Source organism: Bacillus sp. FSL K6-3459, from assembly GCF_038003305.1.
Taxonomy (GTDB): Bacteria; Bacillota; Bacilli; order Bacillales; family Bacillaceae; genus Bacillus; species Bacillus pumilus_O.
Genome location: NZ_JBBOOW010000001.1, coordinates 1,047,940 through 1,061,823, shown reverse-complemented (window position 1 = coordinate 1,061,823; position 13,884 = coordinate 1,047,940). Strand labels below are relative to the sequence as shown.

Annotated in this window: 11 protein-coding genes; 3 read left to right on the top strand and 8 right to left on the bottom strand. The window is 40.2% G+C overall.

Annotated elements, in window-relative coordinates:
• Positions 1 to 25: 25 nt before the first annotated feature.
• Together addA and addB are read right to left on the bottom strand one after the other, a co-directional pair.
• Positions 26 to 3,730 (bottom strand): helicase-exonuclease AddAB subunit AddA, encoded by a 3,705-nt coding sequence (addA, locus tag MHI35_RS05125; protein WP_335348914.1) that lies wholly within the window; start codon positions 3,728 to 3,730, stop codon positions 26 to 28.
• Positions 3,708 to 7,217, bottom strand: a complete 3,510-nt coding sequence (gene addB / locus MHI35_RS05120; RefSeq protein WP_335348915.1) for a helicase-exonuclease AddAB subunit AddB — start codon at positions 7,215 to 7,217, stop codon at positions 3,708 to 3,710. Before addB ends, addA begins: the two co-directional genes overlap by 23 nt.
• Before the next feature lie 164 nt (positions 7,218 to 7,381).
• Between addB and MHI35_RS05115 the strand changes: the two genes are divergently transcribed.
• Complete coding sequence (locus MHI35_RS05115; RefSeq protein ID WP_003211961.1) at positions 7,382 to 7,828, top strand: ferritin-like domain-containing protein; 447 nt, start codon at positions 7,382 to 7,384, stop codon at positions 7,826 to 7,828.
• A 197-nt stretch (positions 7,829 to 8,025) separates the two neighbouring features.
• Here the strand turns inward: MHI35_RS05115 and MHI35_RS05110 are convergent, their stop codons facing one another.
• Genes MHI35_RS05110 through MHI35_RS05100 form a run of 3 tightly spaced genes read right to left on the bottom strand, consistent with a single transcriptional unit; the run spans position 8,026 to position 9,747 of the window.
• Positions 8,026 to 8,436: a DoxX family protein gene (locus MHI35_RS05110; protein WP_335348916.1), complete on the bottom strand. Its 411-nt coding sequence runs from the start codon at positions 8,434 to 8,436 to the stop codon at positions 8,026 to 8,028.
• A 56-nt stretch (positions 8,437 to 8,492) separates the two neighbouring features.
• The gene (locus MHI35_RS05105) at positions 8,493 to 9,332 is read right to left on the bottom strand and encodes a M56 family metallopeptidase (protein ID WP_144522811.1); all 840 of its coding nucleotides are present in this window, start codon (positions 9,330 to 9,332) and stop codon (positions 8,493 to 8,495) included.
• Positions 9,325 to 9,747 carry a BlaI/MecI/CopY family transcriptional regulator gene (locus MHI35_RS05100; protein ID WP_003210872.1) on the bottom strand — a complete coding sequence of 141 codons (423 nt, stop codon included), beginning with the start codon at positions 9,745 to 9,747 and terminating at the stop codon, positions 9,325 to 9,327. The genes MHI35_RS05105 and MHI35_RS05100 overlap by 8 nt, the downstream gene beginning before the upstream one ends.
• 266 nt (positions 9,748 to 10,013) lie before the next feature.
• On the opposite strand from MHI35_RS05100, the gene MHI35_RS05095 reads away from it, so the two are divergent.
• Positions 10,014 to 11,159 carry an AbrB family transcriptional regulator gene (locus MHI35_RS05095; protein ID WP_144522837.1) on the top strand — a complete coding sequence of 382 codons (1,146 nt, stop codon included), beginning with the start codon at positions 10,014 to 10,016 and terminating at the stop codon, positions 11,157 to 11,159.
• Positions 11,160 to 11,194: 35 nt separating this feature from the next.
• On the opposite strand, the gene lepB is transcribed toward MHI35_RS05095, so the two are convergent.
• Both lepB and MHI35_RS05085 read right to left on the bottom strand, forming a co-directional pair.
• A complete protein-coding gene (gene lepB / locus MHI35_RS05090; RefSeq protein ID WP_041815362.1) occupies positions 11,195 to 11,707 on the bottom strand; it encodes a signal peptidase I in 513 nt (170 codons plus the stop codon).
• Positions 11,707 to 12,324 carry a TVP38/TMEM64 family protein gene (locus MHI35_RS05085; protein ID WP_224925117.1) on the bottom strand — a complete coding sequence of 206 codons (618 nt, stop codon included), beginning with the start codon at positions 12,322 to 12,324 and terminating at the stop codon, positions 11,707 to 11,709. The genes lepB and MHI35_RS05085 overlap by 1 nt, the downstream gene beginning before the upstream one ends.
• A 150-nt stretch (positions 12,325 to 12,474) precedes the next feature.
• Between MHI35_RS05085 and MHI35_RS05080 the strand changes: the two genes are divergently transcribed.
• A complete protein-coding gene (locus MHI35_RS05080; protein WP_003210969.1) occupies positions 12,475 to 12,837 on the top strand; it encodes a hypothetical protein in 363 nt (120 codons plus the stop codon).
• Positions 12,838 to 12,906: 69 nt separating this feature from the next.
• Here the strand turns inward: MHI35_RS05080 and MHI35_RS05075 are convergent, their stop codons facing one another.
• Positions 12,907 to 13,875 carry an LCP family protein gene (locus MHI35_RS05075; RefSeq protein ID WP_012009489.1) on the bottom strand — a complete coding sequence of 323 codons (969 nt, stop codon included), beginning with the start codon at positions 13,873 to 13,875 and terminating at the stop codon, positions 12,907 to 12,909.
• Positions 13,876 to 13,884 lie beyond the last annotated feature (9 nt).

Genomic DNA, 13,884 nt, shown 5'->3' with positions numbered 1-13,884 from the left:
TGATTCACCTCTCATTCCGATACATTTATAAAGAGATTTCTACATTCCCATCGAAGAAATAGAGAATTTTCTCCTCTAAAGTTCTGTTTGTCAAACGCTCTACCGCTTTTGCATATAACGCGATTTGGGTTTCATAACGCTTTTTCAAGATCGGTTCAGCAGCGTCAATTCCACCTGAATATCTGCCTTGAACTCTATCAGTTTTATAATCTAATAAATATAGCTTTCCATCTGTTTCAAATAAACAGTCAATCATTCCTTGAATTAGAACAGGCTCTCCCTCCGTATCAATATGACTGTATACCTCTTTAACAGGTAACACCATACTAAATGACACCTCTCGTTTCACCCAGTCCGCTTTTAGCAGTTTTTGACCAATTGAAGTAGAGAAGAAAGCAGCGATTCCCTCTTGATTAATTGACTGAACCTGCTCATCTGTTAGTAAGTCTCGCTGCTTTAAGGATTCGAGCAAGTGTCCTATACGTGACTCATCATAGGGCTCCTCAGAAGGAAGCGGGATATGCTGCATCACCGTATGCATGGCGGTGCCTTGTTCTGCGGCAGTGAGTGTTTTTTTCTTCATGAAAGCCGGCCGGTCATACAACGTTGCACGAGCTTTTCGAATAGAAGAAGGAACACTGTACTCATCCTGTATTTCTTTCATTCTTTTTATCTCGGAAACAGACTGCTTTGTGCCGACTTGCGAGGCCGCTAGATACGGATATTTCCATGAGAGCCTCTCTGCCACCTTCTCATCAGCATCACCATATCCTTCAACAGGTAGACCATCCATCAATGCTTGTACAATCTCGCCTTTCTCCTTCTTTTCAAGTGACATATCTTCCTTTAAAAGATCAGAAGCTTGCGTAAATGAGATAGTGAATGTAGACGGATGCGAAAGAACAACATCTCCTGTTTCTTCTAAAACAGATGACATCGCTTGATGACGGATGAGGGCAGGTCCAATGAAATCTAAGTATGTTTTCGATTGATACCGTTCAAAATCTGGGAGCAGCCACTCTTCTCCGGTTGCGGCATTTTGCCATTTGCTTAATGCTTTCACCTGATTTTTGACAGAGCCGACCAGAAATAATTTTTCTTTAGCCCTTGTGAGTGCCACATATAAAACCCTTAGCTCTTCAGATAACAACTCTTTTCTCATCTTTTTTTTCATCGCCACAAGCGGTAATGTCGCATAACTAATTCTCAGCTCAGGATGGATATACTTGCTTCCAAAGCCTAGCTCTTTATCAAGTAAATAAGACTGGTTTAAGTCCATCATATTAAAGTTCCTGCCAAGTCCTGCGGTAAAGACGACTGGGAATTCTAATCCTTTACTACTATGAATCGTCATCATGCGCACAACGTCCTCTGTTTCACTGAACGTTTTTGCCGCACCAAGATCATCCCCACGTTCCTGCATTCTTTCAATAAAACGTAGGAATCGGAATAGCCCTCTAAAGGCAGCTTTTTCGTATTGCTTGGCTCGGTCATAAAGGGCGCGAAGATTCGCTTGCCGCTGCTTACCTCCAGGCATTCCCCCAACGTAATCAAGATACTGTGTATCGCGGTAGACTTCCCAAATTAATTCTGCCACCGAATGATTGATGGAGAAATCACGCCATTTGCGCAGTAATTGGAAAAATCGTTCTAGTTTTTTGCATGTAGGATGATCAGAATGAGTCACACTCATAAAGGCCTTTACAGCATCATAATACGTACCTTTTTTATCACTCGTCCGAATCAGTGCCAACTCATTTTCATCTAAATGAACAAGAGGTGATCTTAAAACAGCAGCAAGCGGGATATCCTGATATGGATTATCGATGACTTTTAACAAAGAAAGGATGACAGACACCTCTGTTGCTTCAAAATAACCAGAGGAAAGATTCGCATATACGGGGATTCCCTGCTTCTTTAATTCCTCCATCATTTGCGGAGCCCACGGCATAGAGCGAAGTAAAATGACAATGTCTCGATACTGCAAGTTCCGGGTCATTTGCTGCTTTGCATCGTACACTTGAAAGGGCTGCTCCACTAATTCTTTTATTTTTTTAGCAATGATTCTCGCTTCAAATTGGACGGTCTCGAGCTCTTCTCGCTCTTCGCCCGTTTCTGCTTCCTGCTGATCTAAATGGACAAGAAGCATTTCTGTCGTTGTATCTTTGCTTTCTGGATAACTCGCCCCAAGCTTTAATTCAGCTTGTTCATCATATTCAATTTCTCCAACTGTTTCCCCCATCAGCTGCTTGAACAAAAAGTTCGTACTATCTAAAACATCTGAACGGCTACGGAAGTTTTTATTTAAATCGATTCTCTTCCCTGTTTCTTTGCCGTCTGGTTGAAAGTGTTTATATTTGTTTAAAAAGAGCATGGGCTCAGCCAGTCTAAAACGATAAATAGACTGCTTGACATCACCAACCATAAACAGATTACCCTCTGAAGAATGTTCTCCTTTAGATACAAGTTTTAAAATTGTTTCTTGTACAAGGTTTGTATCCTGGTATTCATCAACGAGCACTTCTTCAAACTGCTGTTGATAGTACTTAGCAGCTTCTGTTTCGATCAAATGTCCTTCTGCATCCTGCTCCGCTAAAATGCGCAAGCAATAGTGCTCTAAATCGGAAAAGTCGACAATAGACTTTTCCTGCTTCGCTCTTTCGAAGCGCTCACCAAATTGGATCACAAGCTCTACAAGCGTCTCCACAATCGGCTTCATTTCAGCTAAGCTTTTTAAATGCTGGGCAGGACTGCGCATGAAGTATTCATCTTTTAGTTTTTCTAATTGTTTTTTTGCTTGATTACGTGCATCAGTGGCTTTCTCTAATAAAGCAGGGTCATATTCGTCCCCTTTGCACGTTTTGAGCCTTTTAAAATTGACGTTCGGCAAAAGCTCATAAAGTTTCTCAAAATCATCTTGATGACGGATTAATTCATTGACTTGCTCTAAATCATCTATAAAATTCTCTGCTCTCGGTGCTGGACCGCCCGGCTCTTTTGATAGCGAAAGAGCTCGTTCAAGCAGCTCCTGGCAGCTCCGGAGAACGAGCGAAAGATCTTCTTTGATATAGGGATAAAACGGTAATTCTTCTACTTTTGTTTGAGTATTTACATCATAAAGTGAAAGGAACGCCCTCATCCATTGCTTCGGAGAAGGATGAGATCTTGAAAACTCATAAATTCTCTTCACAAGCCATTGCAAATCTAAGTCATGACGGTCAGATGTGTAACGATCAACCAGTTCAAAGAATGATGGCTTCCCAGCCTTATATTCATCCTCAAACAGTTCATCTAACACTTCATCTCCTAATAATTCTCCTTCTGTTTGATCAGCCAAACGGAAGCCTGGATCAAGATCAATTTCATAGTAAAAGGTGCGTAAAACCTGCAAGCAAAAGGAGTGCAAGGTTGAAATATTGGCTCGATTCATGAGGGACAGCTGCCTTCTCATATGAAGAGACCCAGGATTTTTGGATAATTCTTTTTCAAGTGCTTCTGTGATCCGATGCTTCATCTCTGCTGCAGATGCGTTTGTGAAAGTCACAACGAGCAGTCGATCCACATCAACTGGGTGTTCAGGCCGGGTCATTTTTCGAATCAGGCGTTCAACCAAAACAGCTGTTTTACCTGACCCTGCCGCCGCCGCAACTAAGATATCTTGTCCTTCTGAAACGATGGCTTCCCACTGGTCATCCGTCCACGTACTGTTATTCGGTTTTGGTATTTGCATACTGATCCCCTTCTTTTTTGATCCGTTCTATCACAACATCATCCTTTTCAGAGGTGAGCACCCTAAAATCATTATCTTCTATTGATTCATCGAATTGACAAATAGACTTGAAAGAACAAAAGCGGCAAGGTGTTTGATCCTTTAATTTATATGGATTAATTGCGACCTCTCCATTTGTAATTCTTTCACCTGCTTCTTCAAATGTGCGCCGAACGTGTTGTGTGAGTATATGGAAATGATCTTCACTTAAAACCGCAGAATCAGAACGGAAAGACCCATCCTTTTTCAAGCCGGCTTGAATGATTTGTGATCGACCTGAATCAAGCGTTTGATCCATTAGCTTGACTGCTTCCACATCTTCAAGCAATAAGCCCTTCATTTTAAATTTCTTGAATATTTCCTGCTCAATTTCATCCTCTGCAAGCGGAATCGGTGCTTGAATGAGCGGATCATGAATATGGAAATATAAAATACCAGCAGGCGTTGCTTCTATGCCTAGCCACTCCTTCGAATACGTAATGGTGAGGTCTAAGTATGTGAGCATTTGCAAGGCAAGACCATAGTATACCTCTGCTAGGTCAAGACCTTTCTCACTAGATTTGTAATCGACAATTCTTAAAAGCAGCCCTTTTGAACCTTCTGCTTTATCTACCCTGTCAATTCTTCCGACTAGCTCCATCGTGCAGCCATTCTTTAATTGAAAAGTAAACGGCGGCAAAGGTCCTTGACCTCCAAAACCTAACTCAAGCCCTACTGGAGAAAATCCACTCACCTTGGCATGTTCACTTAATATAGAAGAAACTCGAATTAAGATTTTCTGGAGCTTTTCTTTAATATAAGCATGCCGATTAGAACTTAATAGAATTTCCTTTTGAAGACGCGGAGCAAGCTGTTCGATTGCATGTCTCGAATAGGTGATACAATCTTCCTTCGTTAGGTTTTTCCAATCCTTTTTTTGTTCAACTAGCGTATCTGAAATATGCTTCAAAGCCGAGTGAAACAACTGGCCGATATCAGGTGCTTCCAATTTGTAAAATTGCCGATCCTTTAGTTTTAAACCGTGGGAAGCAAAGTGAGAAAATGCACACGCATTGAACTTCTCCATTCTTGAAACACTGCCTTGAATATGATCACCGTAAAGCTCTTTTGTGACATTAGGCTCTAATGGCTTCGCTCGATTTGTAAAGAACAAACTTGACATGATATTTTTTGATACATCCCGATTAGGAGATGTCATTAAGTAGTTATAGACACTCCACCATACACCGCTAATGGGATATTGATTGAGCCATTGCTGGAGCTGTGAGACGGTATAAGACAACGAAACATGCTCATTCGCTACAAATTTTAATTGCTCATCGTCTTCCAGCTGTTCTGGATCTAACACATAAAGAGCCTGCTGATGATTTGGCATAAGCTCCTGGCAATACTTGATAAGTGGCGAAGGCAATAGAGAACGTCCTTCTGCATCAGAAGCCGCATAGGATAAATATAAATGATGGGATGGACTTGATAACGCTTGGTAAATTAAAAATTGCTCATCTAGCAGTCGTTCCTTTCCTGTCTCTGCCAACTCTGCTCCTGCTCGCTTTAACCATTCTCGGTCATCTTCAGATAATACACTTTCATCAGAAGGACGTGCGGGAATAACGCCATCATTTACACCAATGATAAACATACACTTCACTTGATACATTCTGGATAAATCCATACTTCCGATAAATACTTGGTCGAGTGATGGCGGAATTAAAGCGAATTTTAGAGAAGCTAACCCTGTATCTATCATCTGTTGGAATAAAGGAAATGAGAGCTCTTCGTCACCTAGCATGTCAACAAATTCATCCATTAATTGAATGACCGCATCCCATACTTGCCCGTGCTGCATTGCTTCAGCTAATCGACCTGCTTCTTCAGCCTCAAGTCTCGCTTTTTCAAGCTTATCTGGTACTTGTATCTCTTCTAAAAAGACATAGACAGCCTCTACCATCTCCCTTACCTTTTGTGCTTTTTTAAGCTTTTTCTGCAACTGGTAAAGCGGAGGCGCGATCCATTCTTTTACGTCATTTAGCATTTGTTCCATTTCAATTTCTTGATCTGTTTGCCTGAAATCCTCATCTAATGATTGGAAGCGCCTGTAATGAAACCGGGAACCGTTTGTCCAGCGCTCTCCTTTTACACCGTAAGCAATACAATAGTTTTCGAGCTGATCTGCCTGCTCTCGTGCTTTGTTCTTAGTGATTTCAAGCGGAAATAAGAACTCTGTTTTTACGCAGCGAAATACCGCTTCATACCGCCAATTTCCTTTTATGACATCCAAGCTCGAACGAATCAATTCGATGAGCGGATGATACTGCATCGATTCATTTCCATCAATAAAAAATGGAATATCGTAATCTCGAAAAACCTCTTTTAACGTATCTTTATAGTCGTCTACATGCCGCGCTACAATCGAGATATCTCGCAGTCTAAGTCCTTTTTCTCTCACTAAATCAAGGATGTCTCTCGCTACTCCTTCAATTTCAGCTCGTTTACTTGCACTTTTAGACACTGTGAGATGAGGGGTGTTTTCCTGATATGGTTGCACTGGCCGCTGCTCATATTGGTGTTCTAAATAAGCAAGATCTGGTGTATAAAGGTGTCGATGATTTCTTTCAAGAATATTTTCAGAAATGTCAGCTCCGCACTCTTTCGCAAGCTGATAGAGCTGGAAATACGTTTTACCTGTCATACGAAATAAATCAAGTTCACTTGGCTGCCTATCATGATAGGATTGATCTACTGTAAAAGCCGCAGTTACTTTTGCTGCATGCAGCAAGAGCTGTTCGATGACAAGAAGCTGTTGCGGTGTAAATTGATAAAAACCATCGATATAAATATGTGCTCCTTTTATTTCTTCAGCTGCAGGAATTTGCTGGGCAAGTAGAGTCAAATAGTCTTCTGAGTGCACATATTCATCTTGTAAATGCTCCTCCATTTGCTGATAAAGAACATGGAGATCATGCAATTTTTCGGCTGCCCGTCTTTCTTCTGTATACTCTGAATGCATGCTCTCCACTGAAATTTTCTCAATATCCTCAGGCAGCATACAGTATCTTTTGAATTCAGCCATCGTTTTTTCGATTTGCTCTACAAACCCCGGCTTATCACTCGCTTTTTTGAATACTTTAAACTTGTCTTTCTGCTCTTCAATCACTTTTCTTAAAAGCATTTGAATTCCTGTGCTTGTCACAAATTGCCGGTTCGCTCCACCAGTCTGCTGTAAAATAGACCAAGCAAGTCGAGTGAAACTAAATACTTTAGCTCTGATCATTCCACCAGCTTCAGACGTTTTCGCAAGCTCATATTCCATTAAAAATGTCATTTGATCCGGGACTAAAAAAATGATTGGCGGACCCAACGGATCAAGCCGAAGCTGTTCTTTGATTTCCTCTAAGATTGCAGTCGTTTTTCCACTCCCCGATCTGCCTGCTAAAAACTGAATCTCCACGTTCCACAACACCTTTCTTATGTACTCATATTCTAGCGAAAATAAAGGGAAATAGCTATTTTCCTATCACGTTCCCATTCTCCTTTCTGAAAAAAACATAGGCACCTTTCCTCACTCTTCTCATATCATAAACCATCATGAACTAAAAGGAGGCTGGCAATATCATGTATTACGGTTACTATGACTACTCGCCTTATGACATGCGACAAAACACAAGGATCATTTCAGACCTTGAGAAGGCGATCAATGGTGAGTATTCTGCGATCCAATGCTACGAAAAACTTGCCCAAAAGGCAAAAAATCCTGAAGCAAAGAAGATCATTCAAGAAATACGCCAGGATGAAGTCAGACACTATCAACTATTTTCAAAGCTATATTATTCTTTAACAGGTAAAAACCACAAACCAAGCGTAACAGAACCTTGTCCAGATCAATTCAGAGAAGGGCTTATGTTTGCCTTTAAAGACGAACAAAAAACGGTCGATTTTTACTTAAGCGTATCAGACTACGTCCGGGATCAAGGAACAAAAGAGCTAATGAAACGTATCGCTCAAGATGAGCAGCAGCACGCTGTATGGTTTTTATATCTTTTAACGCACCATGTATCATAGATCATCCTATTTTAATAGGAGATCGTATGTTCCGTCAAAAAATGAAATCGATATTTCGTTCATTCAACCTGTCAAAGAAAACGCTAAATGTAGCAAAACCTCACATCTCTTCCTCATTTTCAAAACGAGAAAATGAAAATTCGACTATTAAAAAAACTCCTCTGCCACAAAGAGCAGAAGGAGTTTTTTATGATCTTTTAATGAAATTTTGCTTCATTGCTTTGCTGCTGATGCTTGAGTATTCCATCAATTGATAACAGCTTACTGCCGCTAAGAGTTAAATAAAGCGCCATGACGAGAAGCGAAAGTTCAAATTCATAACCACCAACAAATCCTTTAGAAAAACCAACAGTGATAATCGCTACTGCCATAATTGGTACAAATAATGCTGCGAAAATACGTGTTCCTAGACCTAAAATCAAGGCGATACCACCGACCAATTCAATTGTCTTGACAATATAGGCCATAAATTCAGGTATACCAATTTGACCAAAGAATGCTGCTGTGCCTCCCAGCCCTCCTTGATATGCCTGAAGCCCATGTAAAAAGAAAATAATACCTAAAATAACGCGTACAAAAAGTGTTCCTATTTCTTGATTCGTTTTCATATAGTGATTTCCTCCTGTTTTTACACTACATAATGTAATGTTAATAAGTAAAAAAATTAGTAATTAAGATTGAGCATGATCATTAAGACCAGCATTAAAATGGCTGAAGTGACAATTGGAATCATTGGTACATTAAAAGGAATATTGTAAGTTGGATTTAAAATTTTTTGTATTCTTAAATTCAATGCCCGATCCCCAAAGGACACCGCAAACTTTGTTTGTTTTTGAAACTGGGTTCTCTTTTTAATCAGCTTCAAAAGGGCCTGCCCTACTCCAAGCTCAGTGCCTGTCTGCTGAATAGCATAGTCATCTGCAATCACTTCACGAAAAACAGAGTAGCTTTGTCTCATATGCTTTAACACTGGAATGTACCAAATGACTTTTGTAAGCATTGAGAACATGAAAGCCTTTAAAGGATCAAAGCTGTATTTGTGATGCAATTCATGATGAACAACAGCGTCAACCTCTTCTTCATCCAACATGTCCATGAGAGCTGTTGATAAATAAACCTTTGGGTGAAGCATTCCCATTGCAAAAGCAAGTGGTTCAAGACAATGAAACACAATGATATCGTTTTGATATTTCTCTGACAGAGATTCGGTTGACGGCTCATCGACTGCCAACATCATATGTCGTTTGAATTGAATATACTTTCTAATTTGCTTTGCCATATAGAAAATCGCAAAACCCAATGTGTAAAGGACTAAGGCATCCAGAAAGTATTTTAAAGGAGTGAATCCATAGAATTCGAGCACAGACTGACATACATGGATCAGGTTATATGCTTGATTCCAGCCAAAAAAGCTTGAAAGCACGTAATACCCCATCTGATAAAAAATGGCCAAACCAATCAATATACCGCCTGAAAACAGCAAACTCGACTTCATTTTATTCATTTTGCTGCTCCTCTTTTTTAGACGCTAGCCGTGCTTCTAGTACTTTGAGTAATTCAGGATCAGCACTTTCAATCGCATCCACCATATGATTCACTGCCAGTGGACCGAAATCGTCCATCAATCCTTGTGTAATCCATTTTGTTTGCTCATTTAGAAACTCTTCTTTTGTTAAAATAGGATTATAAATAGATGAGCGCCCTTTTGTTTTTTTCTCCACAATTCCTTTTTCGGTTAAGCGGTTCAGCACAGTCATGACTGTATTGAAATTAATCGGCTTTTCATCTGACAGCTTTTGCTGCACCTCTTTAATCGGCATATCCTCACCTTCATAAAGGATCTCCATAATTCTTCCCTCTAAAGGACCAAAAAAACGATTCAATCCCTTTTCATTATATTTAAAAGAAGGAATTTTCATGTTATCACCTCACACTATGTAGTGTAGTGTAATTGAAAATGATAGTCAACTGATAACAAAAATAGGGGAAAATCGTTGTATATTGATTTTGTTTTTGGTAAAAATGGTATCTTTCTTTATAAAAATGTACCAATCATTTAGTGATAAGATAATCTTATGAAAATGGTGAAAAAATTCGTATTTTATTTATAGAGACTTTTGTATTATAGTGAAGTTAACAACATTTCACTTACTGAACAAACATATAGGAAGAAGGTTTACATGTGATGAAACAAGGAAACAGCCTTCGAACCGATCTCATTCTCATTGCGATAAGCGGTTTAGGTGGATTTCTTTTGTCTTTAACAGGTATGTCTATTGGCTGGATGGTAGGTACATTAATGACAGCAGCTTTTATTGCGATGCGCCGCCCCACCCTGTTTCAGCGTAAAGGAACTAGCACCTTACGTATTCACAGCAGATGGCTGCTCCTTGGGCAATTCATTCTCGGAATCGAACTCGGACAGAAAATGAATATGAAGGTCCTTCACATTTTCGCTGAAAATTGGCTCCCCGTGAGTTTCATGCTCGTCTTTTCTATTCTACTAGCGATGCTCTCAGGCTTTGTCTTATGGAAGCTGAGCAAAACAGATATGCTGACAAGCTTTGTCGGAACTGCCCCCGGCGGTTTATCTGCTATGCCGGGGATTGCCCAAGAGGTGGGAGCCAATACAGCTGTTGTGAGTCTCGTGCAAACGATACGCGTATTAATGGTTGTACTCACTATCCCATTTACAGTGTTTTATTTAAATACAAAAAACCAAGCAGATGCGGCTGTCGTTACACAAGGGAGCGCTTTTTCTTCGGGCGTTTTCACCCTTTCAAACATCTCTTGGACCGCTGCGCTTATTTTAGGTGCCTGGCTTATGTCACGCCTAGCAGTTCGTCTTCATTTCCCTGCTCCTTGGCTGATCGGCAGCATGCTAGGCGTCGCAGCTCTTCAAGTTGGTGCGGGGGCACTCATAGGGTATGATTTGATTCCTTATTGGCCAGCACAAGCGAACATTGCGTCTCAAGTATTTCTAGGTGCAACCATCGGTTCAAAAATGAATAAAGAGATGTTTGTCGGGCTAAAAAACACTCTCATTGTAGCTGTCGTCAGTTCGGCTGGACTAATTGCTGCAACTGTCCTCAGCTCAATTGCGATTGCTGAGATCACCGGTATTTCTGTCATTACAGCCATTCTTGCTTTTTCGCCTGGCGGTATTGCAGAGATGGCAACAACAGCGGTCACACTACACGAGGATTCTACTTTCGTCGTGGCTGTACAAGTCGTCAGAATTATTCTCGTCATTGCAATGCTGCCACCGTTTTTCCGATTCTTACATCATGTATGGGCAAAAAGACAGCCTGATTATAAAGCCGCAAAATAAAAAAGAGACGCTTTGCATGTGCAGAGCGCCTTTTTTTATTCGCTAGTATTCCTTTTGACACCGACAACTTGATCCTTTGAGATGGTGCCAAAATGCCGGCTATCGAAGCTATGTATTCGGTTATCTCCGACCACAAAGTAATGATTGTTTTTGATTTTATCGTCTCCTGTGATGGCTTTCAGCTGAAAATCCCCTGTTAGGACGTTCCCCATTTTATGTTGTTTCTGCTCTTTTAAATAAGGCTCTTTCTTTTTTTCACCATCGACAAATAACTGATCATCTTCGTACTTGATCGTTTCTCCTGGGAGTCCAATGACCCGCTTGATCAAGATTTGATTTTTAGGTCCGTGAAATAACACATAATCAAACCGGCTAATTTTCGTGAGTTTTGGCGAGAACTTATTGATTAATAATTCTGTTCCATCTGTAAAAGTTGGGTCCATACTTACCCCTTCTACTTTGTACGTGACAAACATGAAATTCTTTACTTGGAACAATAAGACGATGCCTGTAATAATCATCAACCATAGCAATGGCTTCTTTTTCATTAAGAGCCTCCTTTGTCCTCACGTTTACCCATTCGAATGTTTAACCTATTTTCTACTCTCTTTCCAACATACCATAATATCGCAATAACTAGAACCGCAAAAATACTTCTTAACGGATTCTTCACTAAAGCAGAAAGATCATAACCAATAAAACTAATGATAAAGAGCATGACACACTTACCAGATAAAGTAGCTAATGAGAATTGCCAAAAGCTAATTCTTGACAAACCTGCTACAACATTGACGGCAGCAGAGGGCGTGAAAGGAAAGCAAAGTAAAATAAATAATGGACCAAACCCCCGCTTCTCCACCCAAAGCATCAATTTTTTAATGGAAGGATGCCTGCTGATAAAGTTGAGCATTCTCATCTGTCCAAATTTTCTGATCAGTAAAAAGACAAGAATAGACCCTGCACTTGCGCCAATCCAGGTCAATAAAAAGCCTTCCCAAAGGCCAAATGCATTTGCATTCGCTACAGCAAACGCAACGAGTGGTAAAAATGGAAGAAATGCTTCTATTAAAGGGAGCAATATGGCCACAATTGGTCCAAAGGCCTTGTAGCTCTCAAAAAATGATGTGATATTTTCATGAGTAAATAAGGAAAGAAATGATGTCAACTTGTTTGACTCCTTCAAGGTTTGTCTACTTTTCATTTTACATGGAAAACATAAAAATATACAAATGAATCCCCCCCTTGAGATTATTTGACTCATTCGATATAATAAATAAGAACATGTGTTCTATCAAGAAAGAAAGCAGGCTTGGACATGACGAGACTATCAAGAATTCAGCTTCAGATGATGGAACAGGCCATCTTTCTTCCAATGGTCGTCTCCATCCTCAATCGTGATTTGACTCACTTAAAACAACATCAAACATTTAAACTAAATGAACCATACATTCAGCTAGTGACCTCCGCCTTAAAGGAAGCACAAAAGGCACTTTATGAATTAAAGCAGCATTTACGTAAAGAAAAAATGAAGGTACAGCAAATTGAACACGATGAAGGATTTACAACGTATCTATTTATCATGGATGGCTATGAAGAAAAACATAAATACTTTAATCCACGTATACGTCACCGGGTGGAGGAACTGCTGACTCGGTATTTTCTTCATCAAGCGAATTGAATTGGCTTCATTGTTGCGCTTTCCGCATTCAAAGCAAAAAGCCTGCCACAGCGGCAGGCTCCTACTTATTTATGATAATTCAAGCTGTTCTCTCAGCTCTGTCCTCACTTCTTCTAATCCAGCGCCATCTAACTCAAAGTAATACACATTCCCAGGCTGATAATCATGGCCCTTTAACTGAATGGTATCCACTGATTTCAATGAGCTCAATAACGGGAAAAGACCAATAAACTGCTTCATGGACAGATTGGTTGAAACATTATCACCAAGTGTATCAATGATGTTGTCATAGGATGGGATCGAAGAAATGGATTTAGATTTTTCAAAGATGGCTTGAAGTGCTTCCATTTGGCGCTTCCCGCGCATAAGGTCACTGTCTGCCTTTCTTGTTCTTACAAAGGCTAATGCTTCTTCACCATTTAACGTATGAGTTCCTGTTTGCACATGAACCTTCCCTTTTGAATCCTTTTCCATTTGTTTTGCGATACCTTCATCTTTAATCGTTACGTCAATTCCGTTTAGCTCATCTACAATGTCTTGAAACGCCTTAAAGTTCCCTGATATCACATAGTCTACAGGAATATTCAACAAATTTTCGACCGTTTTGACTGACAAATCTGCACTCCCAAATGCATGGGCGTGGGCGATTTTATCATAACCCCTTCCTGGTATATCAACATAAGAATCACGAGGAATACTAAGGAGCTTTATCGTTTTCTCTGTTCGGTTCACCGCCGCCAGTAAGACCGCATCACTTCTTGCTTCGTCTACCGTTTCACCTGGACGACTGTCAATTCCAAGCAAGAGCACCGAGAAGCTGTCCTTTCCTGGATCAAAAGCTTTCACACGCTTTTGCGAGGTCTCTCCTCTTTCTAATGACACTTGCGCCTTATCCGACGCTTTTGAAATTTTATAGTAAGCATATCCTGTGACAGATACTGCCATCACCATGACAAAAGCCATGATAAACAGCACAGCTTTCACCCAAGGTCTCAGCCTTCTTTTGGATCTTGTTTTTGATCTAGTTTTTTCCTTCATCCTTTCCGA

Excerpts from the sequence above, each read along its gene's own strand:
- addA (WP_335348914.1), bottom strand. The coding sequence starts at position 3,730 with ATGCAAATACCAAAACCGAATAACAGTACGTGGACGGATGACCAGTGG.
- MHI35_RS05115 (WP_003211961.1), top strand. The coding sequence starts at position 7,382 with ATGTATTACGGTTACTATGACTACTCGCCTTATGACATGCGACAAAAC.
- MHI35_RS05110 (WP_335348916.1), bottom strand. The coding sequence starts at position 8,436 with ATGAAAACGAATCAAGAAATAGGAACACTTTTTGTACGCGTTATTTTA.
- MHI35_RS05105 (WP_144522811.1), bottom strand. The coding sequence starts at position 9,332 with ATGAATAAAATGAAGTCGAGTTTGCTGTTTTCAGGCGGTATATTGATT.
- MHI35_RS05100 (WP_003210872.1), bottom strand. The coding sequence starts at position 9,747 with ATGAAAATTCCTTCTTTTAAATATAATGAAAAGGGATTGAATCGTTTT.
- MHI35_RS05095 (WP_144522837.1), top strand. The coding sequence starts at position 10,014 with ATGAAACAAGGAAACAGCCTTCGAACCGATCTCATTCTCATTGCGATA.
- lepB (WP_041815362.1), bottom strand. The coding sequence starts at position 11,707 with ATGAAAAAGAAGCCATTGCTATGGTTGATGATTATTACAGGCATCGTC.
- MHI35_RS05080 (WP_003210969.1), top strand. The coding sequence starts at position 12,475 with ATGACGAGACTATCAAGAATTCAGCTTCAGATGATGGAACAGGCCATC.
- MHI35_RS05075 (WP_012009489.1), bottom strand. The coding sequence starts at position 13,875 with ATGAAGGAAAAAACTAGATCAAAAACAAGATCCAAAAGAAGGCTGAGA.